General features: G+C 69.0%; 16 protein-coding genes. 8 read left to right on the forward strand and 8 right to left on the reverse strand.

Annotated features, from left to right (window positions below; all coding sequences use genetic code 11):
- Positions 1 to 79: 79 nt before the first annotated feature.
- The 3 genes from COC42_RS09355 to COC42_RS09365 are packed head-to-tail and all read left to right on the forward strand — an operon-like array spanning position 80 to position 4169.
- Positions 80 to 1756, forward strand: coding sequence for a M28 family metallopeptidase (locus COC42_RS09355; protein WP_096342845.1), 1677 nt, complete (start codon positions 80 to 82; stop codon positions 1754 to 1756).
- Complete coding sequence (locus tag COC42_RS09360) at positions 1753 to 3345, forward strand: M20/M25/M40 family metallo-hydrolase (RefSeq protein ID WP_245843957.1); 1593 nt, start codon at positions 1753 to 1755, stop codon at positions 3343 to 3345. The genes COC42_RS09355 and COC42_RS09360 overlap by 4 nt, the downstream gene beginning before the upstream one ends.
- Complete coding sequence (locus COC42_RS09365) at positions 3342 to 4169, forward strand: Rossmann-fold NAD(P)-binding domain-containing protein (protein WP_096342847.1); 828 nt, start codon at positions 3342 to 3344, stop codon at positions 4167 to 4169. Before COC42_RS09360 ends, COC42_RS09365 begins: the two co-directional genes overlap by 4 nt.
- On the opposite strand, the gene COC42_RS09370 is transcribed toward COC42_RS09365, so the two are convergent.
- From COC42_RS09370 to COC42_RS09405, 8 genes are all read right to left on the reverse strand, one after another.
- Positions 4079 to 4996 (reverse strand): DMT family transporter, encoded by a 918-nt coding sequence (locus COC42_RS09370; protein ID WP_245843958.1) that lies wholly within the window; start codon positions 4994 to 4996, stop codon positions 4079 to 4081. The genes COC42_RS09365 and COC42_RS09370 overlap by 91 nt on opposite strands.
- On the reverse strand, positions 4993 to 5994 hold the full coding sequence (locus COC42_RS09375) for a threonine aldolase family protein (RefSeq protein WP_096342849.1): 1002 nt from the start codon (positions 5992 to 5994) through the stop codon (positions 4993 to 4995). The genes COC42_RS09370 and COC42_RS09375 overlap by 4 nt, the downstream gene beginning before the upstream one ends.
- A gap of 32 nt (positions 5995 to 6026) precedes the next feature.
- On the reverse strand, positions 6027 to 7487 hold the full coding sequence (locus COC42_RS09380; protein ID WP_096342850.1) for a phospholipase D-like domain-containing protein: 1461 nt from the start codon (positions 7485 to 7487) through the stop codon (positions 6027 to 6029).
- Complete coding sequence (locus tag COC42_RS09385; RefSeq protein ID WP_096342851.1) at positions 7484 to 8578, reverse strand: ATP phosphoribosyltransferase regulatory subunit; 1095 nt, start codon at positions 8576 to 8578, stop codon at positions 7484 to 7486. The genes COC42_RS09380 and COC42_RS09385 overlap by 4 nt, the downstream gene beginning before the upstream one ends.
- A gap of 3 nt (positions 8579 to 8581) precedes the next feature.
- Positions 8582 to 8788 (reverse strand): endonuclease domain-containing protein, encoded by a 207-nt coding sequence (locus COC42_RS09390; RefSeq protein ID WP_342747298.1) that lies wholly within the window; start codon positions 8786 to 8788, stop codon positions 8582 to 8584.
- A gap of 209 nt (positions 8789 to 8997) precedes the next feature.
- Positions 8998 to 10575: a phosphoglycerate dehydrogenase gene (serA, locus tag COC42_RS09395; RefSeq protein ID WP_096342852.1), complete on the reverse strand. Its 1578-nt coding sequence runs from the start codon at positions 10573 to 10575 to the stop codon at positions 8998 to 9000.
- Positions 10576 to 10672: 97 nt separating this feature from the next.
- Complete coding sequence (locus COC42_RS09400; RefSeq protein ID WP_096342853.1) at positions 10673 to 11830, reverse strand: phosphoserine transaminase; 1158 nt, start codon at positions 11828 to 11830, stop codon at positions 10673 to 10675.
- 195 nt (positions 11831 to 12025) lie between these two features.
- Positions 12026 to 12373 (reverse strand): hypothetical protein, encoded by a 348-nt coding sequence (locus COC42_RS09405; protein WP_141395824.1) that lies wholly within the window; start codon positions 12371 to 12373, stop codon positions 12026 to 12028.
- A gap of 95 nt (positions 12374 to 12468) precedes the next feature.
- On the opposite strand from COC42_RS09405, the gene recF reads away from it, so the two are divergent.
- From recF to gyrB, 5 genes are all read left to right on the forward strand, one after another.
- Positions 12469 to 13536, forward strand: coding sequence for a DNA replication/repair protein RecF (gene recF, locus COC42_RS09410; RefSeq protein WP_096342855.1), 1068 nt, complete (start codon positions 12469 to 12471; stop codon positions 13534 to 13536).
- Between the two features lie 192 nt (positions 13537 to 13728).
- Positions 13729 to 15087 (forward strand): DEAD/DEAH box helicase, encoded by a 1359-nt coding sequence (locus tag COC42_RS09415; protein ID WP_096342856.1) that lies wholly within the window; start codon positions 13729 to 13731, stop codon positions 15085 to 15087.
- A gap of 167 nt (positions 15088 to 15254) precedes the next feature.
- The gene (locus tag COC42_RS09420) at positions 15255 to 16016 is read left to right on the forward strand and encodes an OmpA family protein (RefSeq protein ID WP_176484604.1); all 762 of its coding nucleotides are present in this window, start codon (positions 15255 to 15257) and stop codon (positions 16014 to 16016) included.
- Between the two features lie 170 nt (positions 16017 to 16186).
- Positions 16187 to 16588: a Dabb family protein gene (locus tag COC42_RS09425; protein WP_245843959.1), complete on the forward strand. Its 402-nt coding sequence runs from the start codon at positions 16187 to 16189 to the stop codon at positions 16586 to 16588.
- Positions 16589 to 16638: 50 nt separating this feature from the next.
- On the forward strand, positions 16639 to 19110 hold the full coding sequence (gene gyrB, locus COC42_RS09430) for a DNA topoisomerase (ATP-hydrolyzing) subunit B (protein WP_425442835.1): 2472 nt from the start codon (positions 16639 to 16641) through the stop codon (positions 19108 to 19110).
- Positions 19111 to 19181 lie beyond the last annotated feature (71 nt).

Genomic DNA, 19181 nt, shown 5'->3' on the forward strand with positions numbered 1-19181 from the left:
GGACGGCGCGCTTTACTTGGGGGGCCGCGCGGGTGCAACAAGGCGCGGTTGATACGGCCCTAAGTCCTCCGGAGCCCCGATGATCTTTCGCAGTCTGCTGCTTGCCTCGCTTTCGCTCGCCACCGTCGCCGCCGCGCAGGAGGCGCCCGCCCCTGCCCCCAACCCCGCTGAGGTGAATGCCCGCGTCAACGCCGCGCTGCCCGAGGCCGAGGCGGCGATGAAGGCGCACGTCATGTTCCTGGCGAGCGACGCGATGCAGGGGCGCGAGGCGGGAACCGACAGCTACAACGTCGCCGCGCAGTACGTCGCCGCGCAATATTACGCCGCGGGGCTGCGACCCGCGGGCGACAGTGGCAGCTACCTCCAGACCGTGCCGCTGGTCAGCTACAAGCCGGCCGACAAGGGCAGCTTCGGCTGGGCGCCCAGGGGCGGCAGCGCGACCGCGTTGACCTTCGGCGAGGAGTATCTGCCCGGCGCCGACCCGATGCGCGCCGAGACGACGGTGGACGCGCCGGTCGTGTTCGTCGGCTACGGCATCGACGCGCCCGCCTTCAAGCGCAACGACTATGCCGGCGTCGACGTCCACGGCAAGGTCGTCGCCTTCTTCTCGGGGGCGCCCGCGGGGCTGCCGGGCGAGGAGCGCGCGCATTTCGGCAATGCCGCGAACAAGGCGGTGACCGCGCAGGCCAAGGGCGCGGTCGGCGTCATCGTGCTCGAGTCGCCGTCGAGCGCGCGTGTCCGCCCCTTCTCGCGCCTGGCCGAGACCTGGGACAGCGCGCGCATGACCTGGGCCGAGAAGGACGGCACCGGCTTCTTCGCCGCGCCGAAGGCGCCGGCGCTCGGCACGCTGAGCATGAAGGGCGCGGAGAAGCTGTTCGCGGGCGCGAAGACCCCATGGGCCAGCGTCGTTGCAACCGCCGAGAACCCCAATGCCAAGTTCCGCGCGACCGAGCTGCCCGGCCGCCTGTCGGTCCGGCTCAAGACCGAGACGAAGCCCGTCACGAGCTATAACGTCGCCGGCCTGCTGCCCGGCAGCGATCCCAAGCTCAAGGACGAAGTGGTCGTCCTCACCGCCCATCTCGACCATGTCGGCGTCGGCAAGGCCAAGAACGGCGACACGATCTACAACGGCGCGATGGACAATGCGGTCGGCATCGCCTCGCTGATCGAGGAGGCCAAGCGGTTCAAGGCGGCGGGCGCTGCGCCCAAGCGTTCGGTGCTGTTCCTTGCGGTCACGGCGGAGGAAAAGGGCCTGGTCGGCGCGGATTACTTCGCCCACTATCCGACGCTGCCCAAGGCGAACCTCGTCGCCGACGTCAATCTCGACATGCCAATCATCACTTACAAGTTCGAGGATATCGTCGCCTTCGGCGCGGACCGCACGACGCTGGGCCAGTACGTCAAGAACGCCGCCGGCAAGCTCAATCTCGAAATCTCGCCCGACCCGATGCCCGATCAGGGCTTCTTCGTGCGCTCCGACCATTATCGCTTCGTCCAGCAGGGCATTCCGAGCGTGTTCGTTTGGCCGGGCACCAAGGGGCCGGGCAAGGCGGCGTTCGACGCGTTCCTGTCGACGCACTATCACCAGCCGAGCGACGAGGTCGGCCAGACGCCGCCGATCGACTGGTCGTCGGGGGTGCGCTTCATCGAAGCGAACTACATGATCGCGCGTGAGATCGCCGACGCGCCCGAGCGGCCGCGCTGGAACAAGGGCGACTTCTTCGGCACGCTCTACAATGGGTTAGGCGCAAAGTGAGGGCGCTGCTGCTCGGCGGCGCCGCGGCGCTTCTGATCGCGGCGACCGATGCGCCGCTTCCCCCGGATCAGGCGGCGATGAAGGCGCATGTCGCTTTTCTCGCTGATGATGCACTCAAGGGGCGGCAGGCGGGCAGCCCTGAACACGACGTCGCCGCGGCCTATGTGGCGGCACGGATGCAGGAAGCGGGGCTGACCCCCGCGGGCGATAACGGGACGTGGCGCCAGACGGTCCCGCTGGTCGCCGCCCGACCGCTGGAGGGGACCGCATCGCTGACGCGGGCGGGCGCGACCCAACCGCTGGTTGCGGGCACCGATTTCGTCGGGCGAGCCAGCCTGACCGACGCCGACCGCACCGTCGAGGGCGAGGTCGTGTTCGCCGGATACGGCGTCGTCGATCCGACCCGCGGGGTGGACGACTATCGCGGCCTCGACGTGAACGGCCGTATCGTGGCCGTCCTCTATGGCGGGCCGCCGGGCCTCAACAGCGAGGTCGCCGCGCATTACGGCAACCGGGAGGTGAAGGCCGAGATCGCCGGCAAGCGCGGGGCGAAGGGCATCGTCTTCATTGAATCGGCGGCGATCCGCGCGACCTACGACTTTCCCGCGATCGTCGAGGCGTGGTCGGGGCCGAGCATGAACTGGACCCGCCCCGGCCAGCCGCGCGGCGACGGCGCGCCGCAACTGGCGGCGATTAGCGAGGCGGGCGCAGCGAAGCTGTTCGCCCGCTCGCCGGTCGCGTGGGACCGCGTGCGCAAGGCCGATGCCGCCAAGAAGCCGGTGCCGACGGGCGCTCTCGGCGTCACCGCGCGCTTTGCCCAGCGCAGCGAGATCGTGTCGCTGACCAGCGCCAATATCGTCGGCAAGCTCGAGGGGAGCGACCCTGCGCTCCGCAACGAATATGTCGTGCTGACCGCGCATCTCGACCATATAGGCGTCGGCGAGCCGGTGAACGGCGACGCGATCAACAACGGCGCAATGGACAATGCGATGGGTATCGCCTCGATGCTCGAGGCCGCGCGCGCCTTTCGCGACGCGGGGGCGCCCCCGAAGCGCAGCCTGCTGTTCCTCGCGGTGACCGCCGAGGAAGAGGGGCTGATCGGCTCGGATTATTATGCGCGCTTTCCCACCGTGCCGAAGGGGTCGATCGTCGCCGACGTCAATCTCGACATGCCGATCATGACCTACAAGTTCGAGGACATCATCGCGTACGGCGCCGACCGGTCGAGCATCGGGCCGGTGCTGGCGAAGGTGGCGAGTGCCGAGGGGCTGAAGCTCAGCCCCGACCCGGCGCCGGAAGAATCGAACTTCGTGCGCACCGATCACTACAGCTTCGTCAAGCAGGGCGTCCCCTCGGTCTCGATCGACGCCGGCTGGAGCGGACCGGGCAAGGCGGCGACCAAGGACTTCCTCGACAAGCATTACCACCAGCCGTCGGACGACATGAAGCTGCCCTTCGACTGGGCCTCGGCGCGCCGCTTTGCGATGCTCAACTACAAGCTCGCGCGCCAGCTCGCCGACGGGCCGCGGCCGACCTGGAACAAGGGTGACTTCTTCGGCTCGCTCTATGGGGGCACACCCAGCCAGTGAGGCTGCTGATCTTCGGGCTCGGCTATAGCGCGAAGGTCATCGCCGCTCGGCTCGCCCCGCGCGGCTGGCGGGTCGCGGCTACGACGCGCGATGGACGCGACGGGACGATCGCTTTCGACGATGCCGAGCGGGTGCGGTTCGAGGCGGGCGCGGCGACGCACATCCTGTCGAGCGTGCCGCCGGGCGAGGCGGGCGATCCGGTACTCGCCGCCTATGGCGACGCACTGGGGGTCGCTGCGCTCGCCTATCTCTCCTCGACCGGCGTCTATGGCGATGCGGGCGGGGCGTGGGTCGACGAGAGCGCACCGATCCGCGGGCGACGGGCGAACCGGAACGAGGCCGATGCCGCGTGGCTGGCGCGGGGTGCGCGCGTGTTTCGCCTGCCCGGCATCTACGGCCCCGGCCGCTCGCCGCTCGACCGGGTGGCAGCGGGCGAGGCGCACCGGACCGGCATCGCGGGACAGGTATTCAGCCGCATCCACGTCGAGGATCTGGCCGAGGGGGTGGCGAAGGGGCTCGACGCACCGCCGGGTGCCTACAACCTCGCCGACGATCACCCTTGCGCGCAGGACGAGGTGGTCGCCTTCGCCGCGCGACTGCTCGGCCTCGATCCACCGCCGGTGGTGCCGCTGGAAGCGCTCAGCCCCGCCGCGCGCGCCTTTCATGCGGAGAACCGCCGCGTCGCCAACGGGCGGGCGAAGCGGCTGCTCGGTTGGCAGCCGCGATATGCCGACTATCGGTTGGGCCTGCGCGCCCTCAACGCCACGACCAGCCCGGTCATCGCCAGTACCGCGCCGGCGCCCGCCAGCACCGACCAGCGATAGCCCTCGAACAGGGTCGACAGCGCCATCGCGATGACGGGGACCAGCACCCCCGAATAGGCTGCCTTGGCCGGCCCGATCGTGCGGATGATCCCGAAATAGAGCGTGAAGGCGAGCGCCGAGGCGGCGAGGCCCAGATAGAGCAGCCCCGCGACATAAGCGGGGCTCCAATCGAAGCGCGGCGGCCCCGTGGTCGTCCAGGCGAACGCCGCATCGATGCCCGCGCCGATCAGCATCGCCCAGCCGAGCATCGCCGCCATCGGATAGGCGCGTGCGGTTCCCGACGCCTGCATGACGTTGGCGACCGACGCCGAACACACCCCGGCCAGCGTGATTGCGATGCCCGTCAGCGTGCGGCTCGCCCCGCCGGCGTCGATCCGCGCCTCGTGGATGAACAATAGCGCGATTCCGCCCATCGCGATCACCGACCCGGCGATCAGCTGCCGCCCCATACGCTGCCCGAGGAAGAGGCGCGAGAGGATCGCGTTGGGCACCAGCAACAGCGCGAACACCACCGCCACAAGCCCCGAGGTGACATAAAGTTCGGCGCGATAGACGAAGTTGAAGTTGAGCACGAACTGCATGAGCCCCAGCAGCGCCGCGAAGCGCAGCCCGCGCGCATCGAGCGCCAGCGGCTCGCGCCGCCACAGCCCCCAGCCGAGCATCGCCGCGCCGCCGATGGCGAAGCGATAGGCAACCGACCAACTCGGCGGCACCTGTCCCAGCTGGCCGGTGATGACGATCCAGGTCGATCCCCAGATCAGCGTGACGATGCCGAACGGGATCAGCACCGACAGTCGCGTCGATTGCGGGCGCGGCGCGCCCGTCACAGCGCGGCGATGGCGTCGGCGAGCGGCCGGACCGCCGCCTCGCCCTGATCCCATGCCGTCACGAAGCGCGCCTGCCCCGGCCCCCAGTCGTAGAAGTCGAAGCCCTGCGTGCGGAGGGACGCTGCCTCTTCGGCGGAAAGGCGCAGGAACACCTCGTTCGCCTCAACCGGCTCGACCAGCCGGTGCGGCGCGGCGGCGGCGATCAGCGCCGCCCCGGCATTTGCCGCGCGGGCATTGGCGAGCCAGACGTCGCCCTCGAGCATCGCAAGCAGCTGCGCGGCGAGATAGCGCCCCTTCGACTGGAGGTGCCCGGCGCGCTTGCGGCGATAGCGGGTGGTGGCGGCAAGGTCGGGGCGGAAGAACACCAGCGCCTCGGCCGACATGCCGCCATTCTTGACGAAGCCGAAAGAGAGCGCATCGACGCCCGCGCGCCACGTGACCTCGGCCGGCGCGCAACCGAGATGCGCAACGGCGTTGGCGAAGCGCGCGCCGTCCATGTGGAGGGCGAGCCCTCGGCGCTTGGCTACCTCGCCGATCGCGGCGACTTCGGCGGGGGTGTAGACGCGCCCCGCCTCGGTCGCGTTGGTGATGCTGATCGCGTGGGGCTGGACCTGATGCACGTCGTCGCGGATCGCCGACGCGGTGTCCTCGATCGACTGCGGGGTCAGCTTGGCCCCCTCGCCCTCGATCAGCAGCAGCTTGGCGCCATGGGTGTAGAACTCCGGCGCGCCGCATTCATCGACCTGGATATGGGCCTCTCGGTGGCAGAGGACGGCACCGTGCGGCGGGACCATCGCGGCGAGCGCCAGCGCATTGGCGGCGGTGCCGGTCGGGACCCAGAGGACCGCCACGTCGGTGCCGAACAGGTCGGAGAATGCGCCGTCGAGCCGCTGCGACCACCCATCGCCGTCATAGGCGGTGTCCTGCACGTTCGCCTCGACCAACGCGGCCATGACGGCGGGACAAGCGGGAGCGGCATTGTCGGAGAAGAAGCGCATGTCTCCGCGCTTTAGACCGCGGCGGGCGGCCGTCAATGACGACGAAGGCGCCGCCGCATCGCCCGCGCGCGGCGGCGGACGCCCTTGACCAGCCTGCCATGCCCGGCGGGCTCGAACGCCTGGTCGGGATGCTCGGGGTCGAGTGCCTGGCTGCGCGCGATCCCGCGCTGAAGGTCGCCCTTCTCGGGCGGATCAAAGGGCTTGAGCGTCCGCCCCGACCCGCGCAGCCGCTCGACCGTGGCGATCAACGAGCCCGTCTGCGCCAGCGTCTCGGCGACGACCGCCGGTGCAACGCCCAGATGCTCCCCCATCAGGTCGTCGCGGATGCCGGCGATCGCCGCGCGGCGATCGTCGCTGTTCGCCTCGATCACGAGATCGCATTCGCTGTCGAGGCCCATCGACCGGTTGTTCATGTTGGCCGAACCGACGCGCAGCACCTCGTCATCCGCGATCATGATCTTGGCATGGACGTAGATGTCGGCCCCGCGATGCGTGACGGGGGTATAGATGCGGATGCGGTCATGGTGCGGGTGACGGCGCAGCGCATGGACGAGTTCGGCGCGGGCGGCGCCCATCACCTCTTCCTCGAGCCAGCCATCGGCCTTGAACGGGTTGACGATGACGAATTCGGGGCCGTCCTTCTCATCGAGCCGTTTGCAGATCGCCTCGGCGATCACGCGCGAGGCGAAATACTGCGTTTCGATATAGGCGAAGCGCTTCACGCCTTCGATCATGGCGACGAACATCGCCTCGATCTCGCGCAGTTCGTCGATCTCGCCGTTCGCGCCGCGAGTCCGGGCGATGGTGATGTCGAGGTCGCGGAAATGCGGGGCCAGCCCCTCGGGCCAGGCATCGTTGCCGGGCGCGGGTTCGGGCAACTCATTGCCGCCGGCGATCGTCCAGCGTTCGCGCGCAAGGTCGCCCAGCGCCTTCGCCGCCACGCCATCGACCGCCATCGAGGCGTCGTGCCAAGGCATCGACCGCCGCCCGGTGAAGGGCCGCCGCCGCCGTTCGTCATCGTCGAGATGCTCGCGCGTGTCCCAGCGCGAGGCGGTCATGTCGATGCCCCCGCAAAAGGCGAAAGCGTCGTCGATCACGACGATCTTCTGGTGATGGCTGCCACCGAATGGATGCGCATTGTCGGGAAGGAAAGTGATGTTGGGCCGCGCCATCCAGCGCAGGAGCCGAAGCGCGGTGGTGCCGCGCCCGAGCAGCTTCACCGCCGCCACGTCCCAGGTGAGGATGTTGATGCACAGGTCGGGCTTGGTATCGGCCAGCCAGGTCAGGAACGGCCCCAGCTCGGTCGGCGCGCCGTCGCGCGGATGGCCGCGATCGAGCAGGATGCGCGTGTCGAAGTCCCAGCCGATCAGCATGATCCGCTCGCGCGCGAGCATCATCGCGCGCCGGGCATGAACGTAATAATCCGCGGCATCGACGATCAGCGCGGCGCGGTTCGCATGTTCGGTGCGCCAGCCATGATCGGAAAGGCTCATGCCGGTTTCGGTCCCTCTGGTGTCAGGATGTGCGTGCACAACTGCGCCTCGGGCGTGTCGTCAGCTTCCAGCGCCGCGACGGTGACCCAGCCTTGCTCCCGCAGTTCCGCCGCCGCCGCGGGGTCGGCGCCGACCGGCACGAACAGCCGCCGCCGCTCGACCGGCGCAAGGCCGGCATCGAGGATCGCGTCGGCATAGAGCGAGAAGCCGATCGCCGGCTCCTCCGCCTCGTCGTCATGGACGATCGTATAGCTGCCGCCGCGGCCGACTTCGACCGGCACCCCGGTCTGGAACAGCGAGAAGCCGAGCCAGCTCTGATATTCGAATCCGTGCCGCTCGGTTGGGTCGAGCGTCAGCGCAACCCCAGCCGGCACCGAGGCGGCAATCTCGGCCAACCCGTCGATCCGGCTAGCGAGCGCGGGGCCGTGCGCGCTGTCCCGCAGCCGGGCGAGCGCCGCGTCGAATGGGCCGGCCGCCTCGATCAGCGGCAGGAACGCGCGATCGATCGCCGCGACGCCCGCGGCATCCTTGCCGTCGAGCGCCTCGCGCAGGCGCGCCAGCGTGTCGGGTGCGAGGTCGCCGGTCAGCTCGCCGAGCAGGTCGGGAAGCGTGAAGTCGATCGACAGCCCCTCCAGCCCCGCCGCCTGCAGCGCCTCGATCGCGACACCCACCACCTCGCGCGCGGCGGCAACCGAATCGCGGCCGATCAGCTCGCAGCCGATCTGGCGCGCCGCACGCTCGGGGCGCAGCTGGCCGCCACGCAGGCGAATGACGGGGCCGGCATAGGACAGGCGCACCGGCCGGGGATGGTGGGCCATGCGGGTGGCGGCGATGCGGCCGACCTGCGCGGTGATGTCGGGGCGGACGGCGAGCGTCGCCTGCGACGCGGGATCGACGAAGCGCACCGAATCGCGCGCGCCGCCCGCCTTCAGCCGCCGGCGCAGCGCCGCCTCGAACTCGACAAGCGGCGGGTCCACCTGCTCGTACCCATGCGCGAACGCGGTATCGAGCACGCGCCGCTCGAGCCGAGCGGCAGCGTCGGCGAATGGCGGCAGGCGGTCGTGAAACCCTTCGGGAAGGAGGCCGGTCATCGCTTAGCCCTCTCCCCTCTGGGGAGAGGGTTGGGAGAGGGGCCGAGCCGCGAGCGCGACGCCGATGGCTTCAACCACGCCCACCAGATTGCTTCCAACATCCCGATTGGTGAAACGGATCACCCGATAACCCTCGCGCTCCAGAAAAGCCGTGCGGCTTTCGTCCTTCGCGCTGTCGGCATCGTGGGTGTCGCCGTCAACCTCCAACAAAAGTTTTAGCGATCGTGCGTCGAAGTCGACGATCTAGGGACCGCTGACCAACTGCCGGCTGAACTTGACGCCATCGAGCCGCATGCCGCGCGCTCTCGCCAGCAACAGCTCGCCGGTCTTCGGCACAGCCCCTCCCAACCACCGCCCGGTGAACAGTGCCCCGCGCTGTCCACCCGGCGCTCTCCAAAGGGGAAGGGGCTAGAAGTACCTTAAAACCGCAGCGCCATCACCGTCTTGACACCCGGCAGCGCGCGGACCTTGGCGATCAGGTCGCTCGTCACCGGCTCGTCGACCGAGAGGAGGAGCACCGCTTCGCCGCCCGCGGCGCGGCGGCCGAGGTGGAAGGTGCCGATGTTGACGCCCGCCTCGCCCAGCGTCGTGCCGATGCGGCCGATGAAGCCGGGGGCATCCTCGTTGACGACATAGAGCATGTGACCGGCCAGATCGGCCTCGACCTTAATCCCGAACAGCTCGACGACGCGCGGTGCCTCGTTGCCGAACAGCGTGCCCGCGACCGATCGCTCGCCCGCCTCGGTTTTGACCGAGACGCGGACGAGCGTGTGGTAATCGCCCTCGCGCTCGGTGCGCACCTCGCGCACTTCCATGCCGCGCTCCTTGGCGAGGAAGGGCGCGTTGACCATGTTGACCGTGTCCGAATGGACGCGGAGGTAGCCGGCGAGCACGGCCGAGACGATCGGCTTGGGATTGAGTTCGGCCGCGGCGCCCTCGAGATGGATCGAGATGCGCGGTGCGGCATCGCGGCTCAGCTGGCCGACGAGCGATCCCAGCCGCTCGGCCAGCGCCATGTACGGACGGATGCGCGGCGCTTCATCGGCCGACAGGCTCGGCATGTTGAGCGCGTTGGTGACGCCGCCCGAGACGAGATAGTCGGCCATCTGTTCGGCGACCTGAAGGGCGACGTTGACCTGCGCCTCGTTGGTCGAGGCGCCGAGATGCGGCGTCGCGACGAAATTGGGCGTGCCGAACAGCGGGTGTTCCTTGGCCGGTTCGGTCACGAACACGTCGAGCGCGGCGCCGGCGATGTGGCCGCTGTCGAGCAGTTCCTTCAGCGCCGCCTCGTCAATGAGGCCGCCGCGCGCGCAGTTGATGATCCGCACGCCCTTCTTGGTCCTGGCAAGATTCTCCGCCGACAGGATGTTGCGCGTCTGGTCGGTGAGCGGCGTGTGCAGCGTGATGAAGTCGGCGCGGGCGAGCAGCTGATCCAGCTCGACCTTCTCGATCCCCAGCTCGACCGCGCGGTCGGGCGACAGGAAGGGGTCGTAGGCGACGACCTTCATCTTGAGGCCGAGCGCACGGTCGGCGACGATCGAGCCGATATTGCCCGCCCCGATCAGGCCCAGCGTCTTGCCCGTCACCTCGACGCCCATGAAGCCGTTCTTGGGCCAGGTGCCCGCCTGTGTCTGCGCGTTGGCCTCGGGCAGCTGGCGGGCGAGCGCGAACATGAGCGCGATGGCATGCTCGGCGGTGGTGATCGAGTTGCCGAACGGCGTGTTCATGACGACGACGCCCGCAGCCGACGCCGCGGGGATGTCGACGTTATCGACGCCGATGCCAGCGCGGCCGATCACCTTGAGGTTCGTGGCGGCGGCAAGGATGTCCTTCGTCACCTTGGTCGAGGAACGGATGGCGAGGCCGTCATATTCGCCGATGATCGCCTTCAATTCGTCGGGGGTCTTGCCGGTGATCTCGTCCACCTCGACCCCGCGTTCGCGGAAGATCTGGGCAGCGAGGGGGGACATCTTGTCGGAAATCAGGACCTTGGGCATGGTTCACCTCGTCATCCCAGCGAAGGCCGGGATCGGGCGCCGCGGGGGCGCGATTGTGGAGCAACCCCGGCGTTCGCCGGGGTGAGGTCAATGGGATTTAAGCGCGCTTCGCCTCGGCATAGGCCCAGTCGAGCCACGGGCCGAGTGCCTCGATATCGGCGGTATCGACGGTCGCGCCGCACCAGATGCGCAGGCCCGGCGGGGCGTCGCGATAGCCTGCGATGTCGTAGGCGGCGTGCTCAGCTTCCAAGAGCGAGGCCATCTTCTTGATGAACGCCTCGTCCGCGCCCTCGACCGTCAGGCAGACGCTGGTGTTCGAGCGCGTCGCCGGATCGGCGGCGAGATGGCCCAGCCAGTCGCGCTCGTCCACGATGCGGCCGAGCGCGGTCGCGTTCGCTGTCGAGCGGCCGATCAGCGCATTGAGGCCGCCGATGCCCAGCGCCCATTCGAGCGCGAAGATATAATCCTCGACCGCGAGCATCGAGGGGGTGTTGATCGTCTCACCCTTAAAGATGCCCTCGATCAGCTTGCCGCCCTTGGTCATGCGGAAGATCTTGGGGAGCGGCCAGGCGGGGGTGTAGCTTTCAAGGCGCTCGACCGCGCGCGGACCGAGGATCAGGATGCCGTGGCCGCCCTCCCCGCCCATCACCTTCTGCCAGGAGAAGGTGGTCACATCGAGCTTGTCCCACGGCATGTCCATCGCGAACACCGCCGAGGTCGCATCGGCGAAGGACAGCCCCTCCCGATCGTCGCGGATCCACTCGCCATTGGGAACGCGCACGCCCGAGGTGGTGCCGTTCCAGGTGAAGATGACGTCGTGGCTCTGGTCGACCGTCGTCAGGTCGACGATCTCGCCATAGGGCGCCTTGAGAACGGTCGGCTCGATCTTCAGCTGTTTGACCGCGTCGGTCACCCAGCCCTCGCCGAAGCTTTCCCAGGCGAGCAAAGTGACGGGCCGCGCGCCGAGCAGCGACCACATCGCCATCTCGACCGCGCCGGTGTCGCTCGCCGGCACGATGCCGATGCGATGCGTGTCGGGCACGCCGAGGATCTCGCGGGTCAGGTCGATGGCGTGCTGGAGCCGGTTCTTGCCGAGCTTCGAGCGGTGCGAGCGGCCCATGACGCGCGTGTCGAGCTTGTCGGGCGACCAGCCGGGCGGCTTGGCGCAGGGACCGCTGGAGAAATGGGGGCGTGCCGGCTTCACGGCGGGTTTCGCGGACGCAAGGGTGGCGTCGGCGGCAGTCACTTCAGTCATGTCTGACTCTCCTCACAGAGAGCACGCGCGGCGTTGGGACCGCGTGGCCCGCCGACGGCCCTAGCGGCGCCGGGGCGGGAGTCAAATGGATTGTGGGCAGCTGACAAAGCCCGAGGGTGGGGGCCTGCTGCGAGCGTCGGGCTCGGTGAGCCTCAGGCGCGCCCCGCCCGCCCCTGAGCGGGAGGGGATAGGGCCTTACTTCGCCAGCACCGCGCTCGCCTGCGCCTCGCCCTGGTCGCGGACGGCCTTGGCCCGGGCTTCGGCCTGTTCCTTGATGAGCTCGGCTTCCTTGCGCAGCGCCTCCGCCCGCACGTTGATGCGCTGGGCGTCGAAGCCCTGCGACGTGCCGGCCTGGTTGGTCAGCGTCGCCGCCTGTTCCTCCATCTGCGCGGCCTGGTTGGCGGCGGCGGCCTCGATCGCGTCGCCCTGCGCGTCGGCCTGATCGCGAATCTGGTCGGCCTGCTGCTCCTGCGGCGATTGCGGCGCGCAGGCGACGGTCGCGAGCGCGAGCGGCAGGAGCAGGGCGGCGGGGCGAAGCTTCATCTTCTTTACCTCGATCAATCTCTCTGGCCCGTGGCAACGCCGCGACGAAGCGAAGGTTGCGCGCCGGTCGGTCCCGACCCTAAGCCCACCGCACCATGCTCGTCCGCCTCGCGCTCAGCGACTTTCGCAACCACGCCGATGCGGTGATCGAGCCGGGACCGGGCTTCGTCGCGCTGACGGGCGAGAATGGCGCGGGCAAGACGAACGTGCTCGAGGCCGTGTCGCTGCTCGCGCCCGGCCGAGGCCTTCGCCGCGCGACCTTTCCGGCGATGGCGCGGCAGGGCGGGTCGGGCGGCTTCGGCGTCGCGGCGACGCTGATCGGCGACGCGACGCTCGGCACCGGGGTGCAGCCGGGCGCCCCCGAGCGGCGGCTGGTGCGGGTCAACGGCGTTGCCGCACCCGCGACCGCGCTTGCCGAGTGGCTGGCGGTGCTGTGGCTGACCCCGGCGATGGACCGATTGTTCGCCGAGGGCGCGGGCGAGCGGCGGCGCTTCCTCGACCGGCTGACACTGGCGCTCGAGCCGGGACACGCCGGGCACGCGACGCGCTACGAAACGGCGATGCGCGAGCGCAACCGGCTGCTGGCCGACGAAGCGCCCGCCGATCCGCAATGGCTGGCGGCACTCGAGACGCGGATGGCCGAGCATGGCGCGGCGGTCGATGCCGCGCGGCGACGGACGGTGGCGGCGCTGTCAGCGATCCTCGATGCGGCGAACGCGGGGCCGTTCGCGCGGCCCTCGCTCGCGATCGAGGGGTGGCAGGGCGAGCGCGACACACTGTCGCGCGAACTGGCGTCGGGCCGGTCACGCGACGCGGCGGCGGGCCGCGCGCTCGCCGGGCCGCACCGCGCCGACCTGTCCGTCACGCACCGCGACAAGGGCCAGCCCGCCGCGCTCTGTTCGACCGGCGAGCAGAAGGCGCTGCTGCTCGCCATCGTGCTCGCCCATGCCGATCTCGTTGCCGCGACGATGCCGCACCCGCCGGTGCTGCTGCTCGACGAGGTGGCCGCGCACCTCGATCCCCTCCGCCGCGCCGCACTGTTCGAGCGGCTGGCGGGCAAGGGTCAGGTGTGGATGACCGGGACCGAGGCGGCACTGTTCGTCGATCTGCCCGCTGACGCCACGCGGCTGCACGTCGATGCCGGGCATGTAACGATCGCTTGACTTTCGCGGGCTTTGCGCCCATTTGCCGCGCTGCAGCGACGCTTTCAACCGAAGCAGCGTGATCGGCAGGGGTGCGAACATCCCGCCAGGCTCGCGTCGCCCAGCCAGCATCCCATGTCACGCGGGGCGCCATAACGACCCCGCCCGTCGTGCGCCCGAGTTGCGCCCGGCGCGCCAAATACGAGAATATTCATGTCCTTTTCGACCCTCGGTCTGTCGCGGTCCGTGCTCGATGCGCTCGCCTCGAAGAACTACGACACGCCCACCCCCATCCAGCAGCAGGCGATCCCGGCGCTGCTCGAGGGCAATGACCTGCTCGGCATCGCCCAGACCGGCACCGGCAAGACCGCGGCGTTCATGCTGCCGTCGATCGATCGGCTCGTGAAGGCGAACGAGCGGCGCAAGCCGATGCGCTGCCGCATGCTCGTCCTCGCCCCCACGCGTGAGCTCGCCAGCCAGATCGCCGATTCGGCGCGCGCCTATGCCAAGTTCACCAAGCTGACCGTCGCCACGGTGTTCGGCGGCGTGCCGATCGCGCGCAATCGCCGCGACACGGCGGCAGGCGTCGACATCCTCGTCGCCACGCCCGGGCGCCTGATGGACCTGATCGAGCAGCGCTGCATGAGCCTTGCCGACCTTGAGATCCTCGTCCTCGACGAGGCCGACCAGATGCTTGACCTCGGCTTCATCCACACGCTCCGCAAGATCGTCGCGATGCTGCCCGCCAATCGCCAGTCGCTGTTCTTCTCGGCGACCATGCCCAAGACGATCCGCGAGCTTGCCGACAAGTTCCTGACCGACCCGGTCGAGGTGCGCGTCGCCCCCGTCAGCTCGACCGCCGAGCGCGTCGAGCAATATGTCACGCACGTCAACCAGGCCGAGAAGCAGGCGCTTCTGACCCTCTTCTTCCAGCGCAACGAGGTCGAGCGCGCGATCGTGTTTACCCGCACCAAGCACGGCGCGGATCGGGTGGTGAAGCTGCTCGCCTCGAACGGCATCGTCAGCCACGCCATCCACGGCAACAAGTCGCAGCCGCAGCGCGAAAAGGCGCTGGCCGACTTCCGCGCGGGCAAGGTGAAGATTCTCGTCGCGACCGACATCGCCGCGCGCGGCATCGACGTGTCGGACGTCAGCCACGTCCTCAATTTCGAGCTGCCCAACGTTGCCGAGCAGTATGTGCACCGCATTGGCCGCACCGCGCGCGCCGGCAAGACCGGCGTCGCCTTCGCCTTCTGCGACGTCGAGGAGAGGGGTTACCTTCGCCAGATCGAGAAGCTGACGCGCCAGAGCATCAGCGTCGTGCCGCTGCCCGACAATTTCGAGGCTGAGAGCGCCCGCATCAAGGCGAGCCGCGTGGGTCCCATCCCGGCCGAGCGCCCCGAGCGCCCGCGCCAGGAGCAGGGCCCGCGCCGCCCGCGTGCGACGCACGCCGCCAAGCCTGCCGGTGATCGGGCGGGTCGCCCCGGCGGCCCGCGCGGTGGCCGCGGTCGCCCCGGCGGCGGTGGCCGTCCGGGCGGCGGCAACCGCCAGGGTGCCCGCGCGCAGGGTTGATCCTGCGACGATTTAAGGGCGGGGCTTCGGAGCGATCCGGGGCCCCGCCTTCATTCGAGCCGGTCAGACGACCTTAACCAGCGATAAGCGAACCGGCCATCAGAGGTTGAAGCCTTCGAGCGTAGCGCCCCCGGTCAGTAGCGGGGGCAGCTGCGAAAGGTTTGAACATGGGTATCAAGCGTAACCTTGTCGTCGTCTCGATTATATGCGCGGCCGCCGGCCCCGCGATGGCGCAGAACTGGGACTGGTCGGGCGGCCGCCGCGGCCAGCCCGCAATCCGCCTCATCGGCGCGGGCGTGCCCGCACTCTACCCCGAACTGCGCGCCAGCAACCGCGGCCGCGCGTTCGTGGTGCGCAATTTCGACCGCAACCGCGACGGCCGCATCCAGCCGGTCGAGGCGCGCGAGGCCAATCGAGCCTTCGAAATTCTTGCCGACGGGCGCCGCGATCGGTTTGACTGGGAAGCGCGCGACCGCGGCACCCTTGTTGTCGTGCGGGACGGTCCGGGCCGCTGGGACCGGGCGCGGATGCGCGGTTACGGCTTCCGCCAGACCCCGCGCGGCGCGACGATGACGCTGGCCGAGGAAGTGCTGTTCGCGACCGACAGCGCAGTGCTCCGCCCCGGCGCGATCGCGAAGCTCGAGCCGCTGGCCGACTACCTCCGCGCCAATCCGGGCGTTCGCGTCGCGATCGACGGGCATACCGACGCGCGCGGTACCGACGCGCACAACAATGCGCTTTCGCTGCGCCGCGCCGACGCCGTCCGTGCCGCCTTCGACCAGATGGGCGTGACCCGCGCGCGGTTCAGCGTGCAGGGTTTCGGCGAACGCCAGCCCGTCGCCTCCAATGCCACTCCTCAGGGCATGCGCCGCAACCGCCGCGTCGAGGTTACGCTGCTCGGTCGCCGCGCGAGCGAATTCGCCGGGTGATGACAGGACGGAGCCGCCCCGCCGAAAAGCGGGGCGGCTCGGCTTCGCGCGCCCCGGCCGCCGCCGGGGTACGCAAAGCCTGGTGCGAGCGCCCCCTCAGCTTTTCGCACTCACCGCTTGGCTTTTCCTATATGATGCGCTTGGTTGCGCGCGTAGCAAGGGAGAGCGAGATGCGGGCGATGTTTCAGATACTGGGCGCCGGGATGCTGGTGGCCGCGACACTGTTGCCGGCACAGGCTCAGCAGACGACCGCCGCGGCCGAGCGCCGGTTTCTCCACCATGTCTTCTTCACGCTCAAGCGCCCCGGCAATGCCGAGGATCGCGCCAAGTTGATCGCCGCGCTCCAGAAGCTCGCCGCCACGCCGACGATCCGCAGCTATCAGATCGGCCAGCATGCCGGGACGACGCGCGACGTTGTCCAGCGCGGCTATGATCTGTCCTGGACGGTCGCGTTCGACAGCCCCGCGGATCAGGAGGCGTATCAGGACCACCCCATCCATCTCGACTTCGTGCGCGACAATGCTGCGCTCTGGTCGAAAGTGGTCGTCTACGACACCGTGCCCGCCGGCTGAGCAGGTCCATTTCGCTTTCGTTACACGGCCCGCGCCCCTATATGATGGGCATGGCAACCACCAACGAAAACGAATACGGCGCCTCCTCGATCAAGGTGCTGAAGGGCCTCGATGCCGTGCGCAAGCGGCCGGGCATGTATATCGGCGACACCGACGACGGGTCGGGCCTGCACCACATGGTGTTCGAGGTCAGCGACAACGCCATCGACGAGGCGCTCGCCGGCCATTGCGACCGGATCATCATCCAGCTCAACGCCGACGGCTCGGTCAGCGTCGAGGATAACGGCCGCGGCATTCCGACCGGCATCCACCCCGAGGAAGGCGTGTCGGCGGCCGAGGTCATCATGACCCAGCTGCACGCTGGCGGTAAGTTCGAGAACACGTCGGATTCGAACGCATACAAGGTGTCGGGCGGCCTGCACGGCGTCGGCGTCAGCGTGGTCAACGCGCTCAGCGAATGGCTCGACCTCAACATCTGGCGCGACGGCGAGGAGCATTACATGCGCTTCCGCCACGGCGATGCCGAGGCGCCACTGAAGGTCGTCGGCCCGTCGAATGGCAAGAAGGGGACGCGGGTGACGTTCCTCGCGAGCCCCGAGACGTTCAAGATCACCGAATACGACTTCGACAAGCTCGAGCATCGCTATCGCGAGCTCGCCTTCCTCAATTCGGGCGTGCGGCTGTTCCTGCGCGACGCGCGGCACGAGGAGGTGAAGGAGGTCGAATTGTTCTACGAGGGCGGCATCGCCGCGTTCGTGAAGTATCTCGATCGCAACAAGCAGCCCTTGATGCCCGATCCCGTTGCGATCGCCGGCACGCGCGACGACGTGACCATCGACGTCGCGCTGGAGTGGAATGACTCGTATTACGAGAACGTCCTCTGCTTCACCAACAACATCCCCCAGCGTGACGGCGGCACGCACCTCGCCGCGTTCCGCGCGGCGCTCACGCGCACGCTCAACAATTATGCCGACAAGTCGGGGCTCCTGAAGAAGGAGAAGGTGACGCTGACCGGCGATGACATGCGCGAGGGGCTGACCGCTATCGTCAGCGTGAAGTTGCCCGACCCCAAGTTCAGCTCGCAGACCAAGGACAAGCTGGTCAGCTCCGAGGTCCGCCAGCCGCTCGAATCGCTGATGGCCGACAAGCTCGCCGAATGGCTGGAAGAGAACCCCGCCGTCGCCCGCCAGATCATCCAGAAGGTGATCGACGCGGCGGCGGCGCGCGAGGCGGCGAAGAAGGCGCGCGAGCTAACCCGGCGGAAGGGCGTGATGGATATCGCATCGCTCCCCGGCAAGCTCGCCGACTGTCAGGAGCGCGATCCCGCCAAGTCCGAGCTGTTCCTGGTCGAGGGCGACTCTGCAGGCGGCAGCGCCAAGCAGGGCCGCGACCGCCATTTTCAGGCGATCCTGCCGCTCCGGGGCAAGATCCTCAATGTCGAGCGCGCGCGGTTCGACCGGATGCTGGGGTCGAAGGAGATCGGCACCCTCATACAAGCAATGGGCACCGGCATCGGCCGCGACGACTTCAACCTCGCCAAGCTGCGCTATCACAAGATCGTCATCATGACCGACGCCGATGTCGACGGCGCGCATATCCGCACGCTTCTCCTGACGTTCTTCTATCGGCAGATGCCCGAGATCATCCAGGCGGGGCACCTCTATATCGCCCAGCCGCCGCTCTACAAAGCGACCAAGGGGCGGTCGGAGGTTTATCTCAAGGACGATGCCGCGCTCGACGAGTATCTGGTCGAGGCAGGCGTCGCATCGAACGTGCTCGAGGGCGCGACGGGAACGCGCGCCGATCAGGACCTGCGCGGGCTGGTCGATCATGCGCGGCGGATGCGGACGCTGATGCGCTACGTGCCGCGCCGCTACGATCCCTCGATCATCGAAACGCTGGCGCTGGCCGGCGCGCTCGATCCCGAAGCGACACGAGAGGTACGCGCCGAGCGGCTGATCGAGGCGACCCGCCGCCTCGACCTGGGCGATGGCGAGGGGAAGTGGTCGGCTGAGATGAGCGCGGAGGGCGGCTTCCACTTCCGCCGCCTGTGGCGCGGCGTGACCGATCATCACATCATCGAGGCGGCGTTCATCGCCTCGGCCGAGGCGCGCAAGCTCCACACGCTCGCGGCCGAGGAGGCGCAAACCTATGTCAGCGCCGCCAAGCTCGTCCCCGCGCGCGCGGCGCAGGCGGCCGAAGCGACCGAGGGCGAGGACGAGGCGGTGACGGTGGGCAAGGGCGAGACGCTCGTCGGCCGGCCGAGCCAACTCCTCGACGCGATCCTGACCTCGGGCCGCAAGGGCCTTTCGATCCAGCGCTACAAGGGGCTGGGCGAGATGAACGCCGAGCAATTGTGGGAAACGACGCTCGACCCGTCGGTGCGCTCGATGCTCAAGGTGGCGATCGATCAGGCCGATGTGGCCGACGAGATCTTCACGCGCCTGATGGGCGATGTCGTCGAACCGCGCCGCGAGTTCATCCAGGAGAATGCGCTGAGCGTCGCGAATCTCGACGTGTGAGGGTGGCTCTATTGACCGGTCCCCGCCTTCGCTGGGATGACGCTCGGTCGCTTTGAATCTTACCGATTTCT

The organism is Sphingomonas spermidinifaciens (assembly GCF_002351485.1).
GTDB lineage: Bacteria > Pseudomonadota > Alphaproteobacteria > Sphingomonadales > Sphingomonadaceae > Sphingomonas > Sphingomonas spermidinifaciens.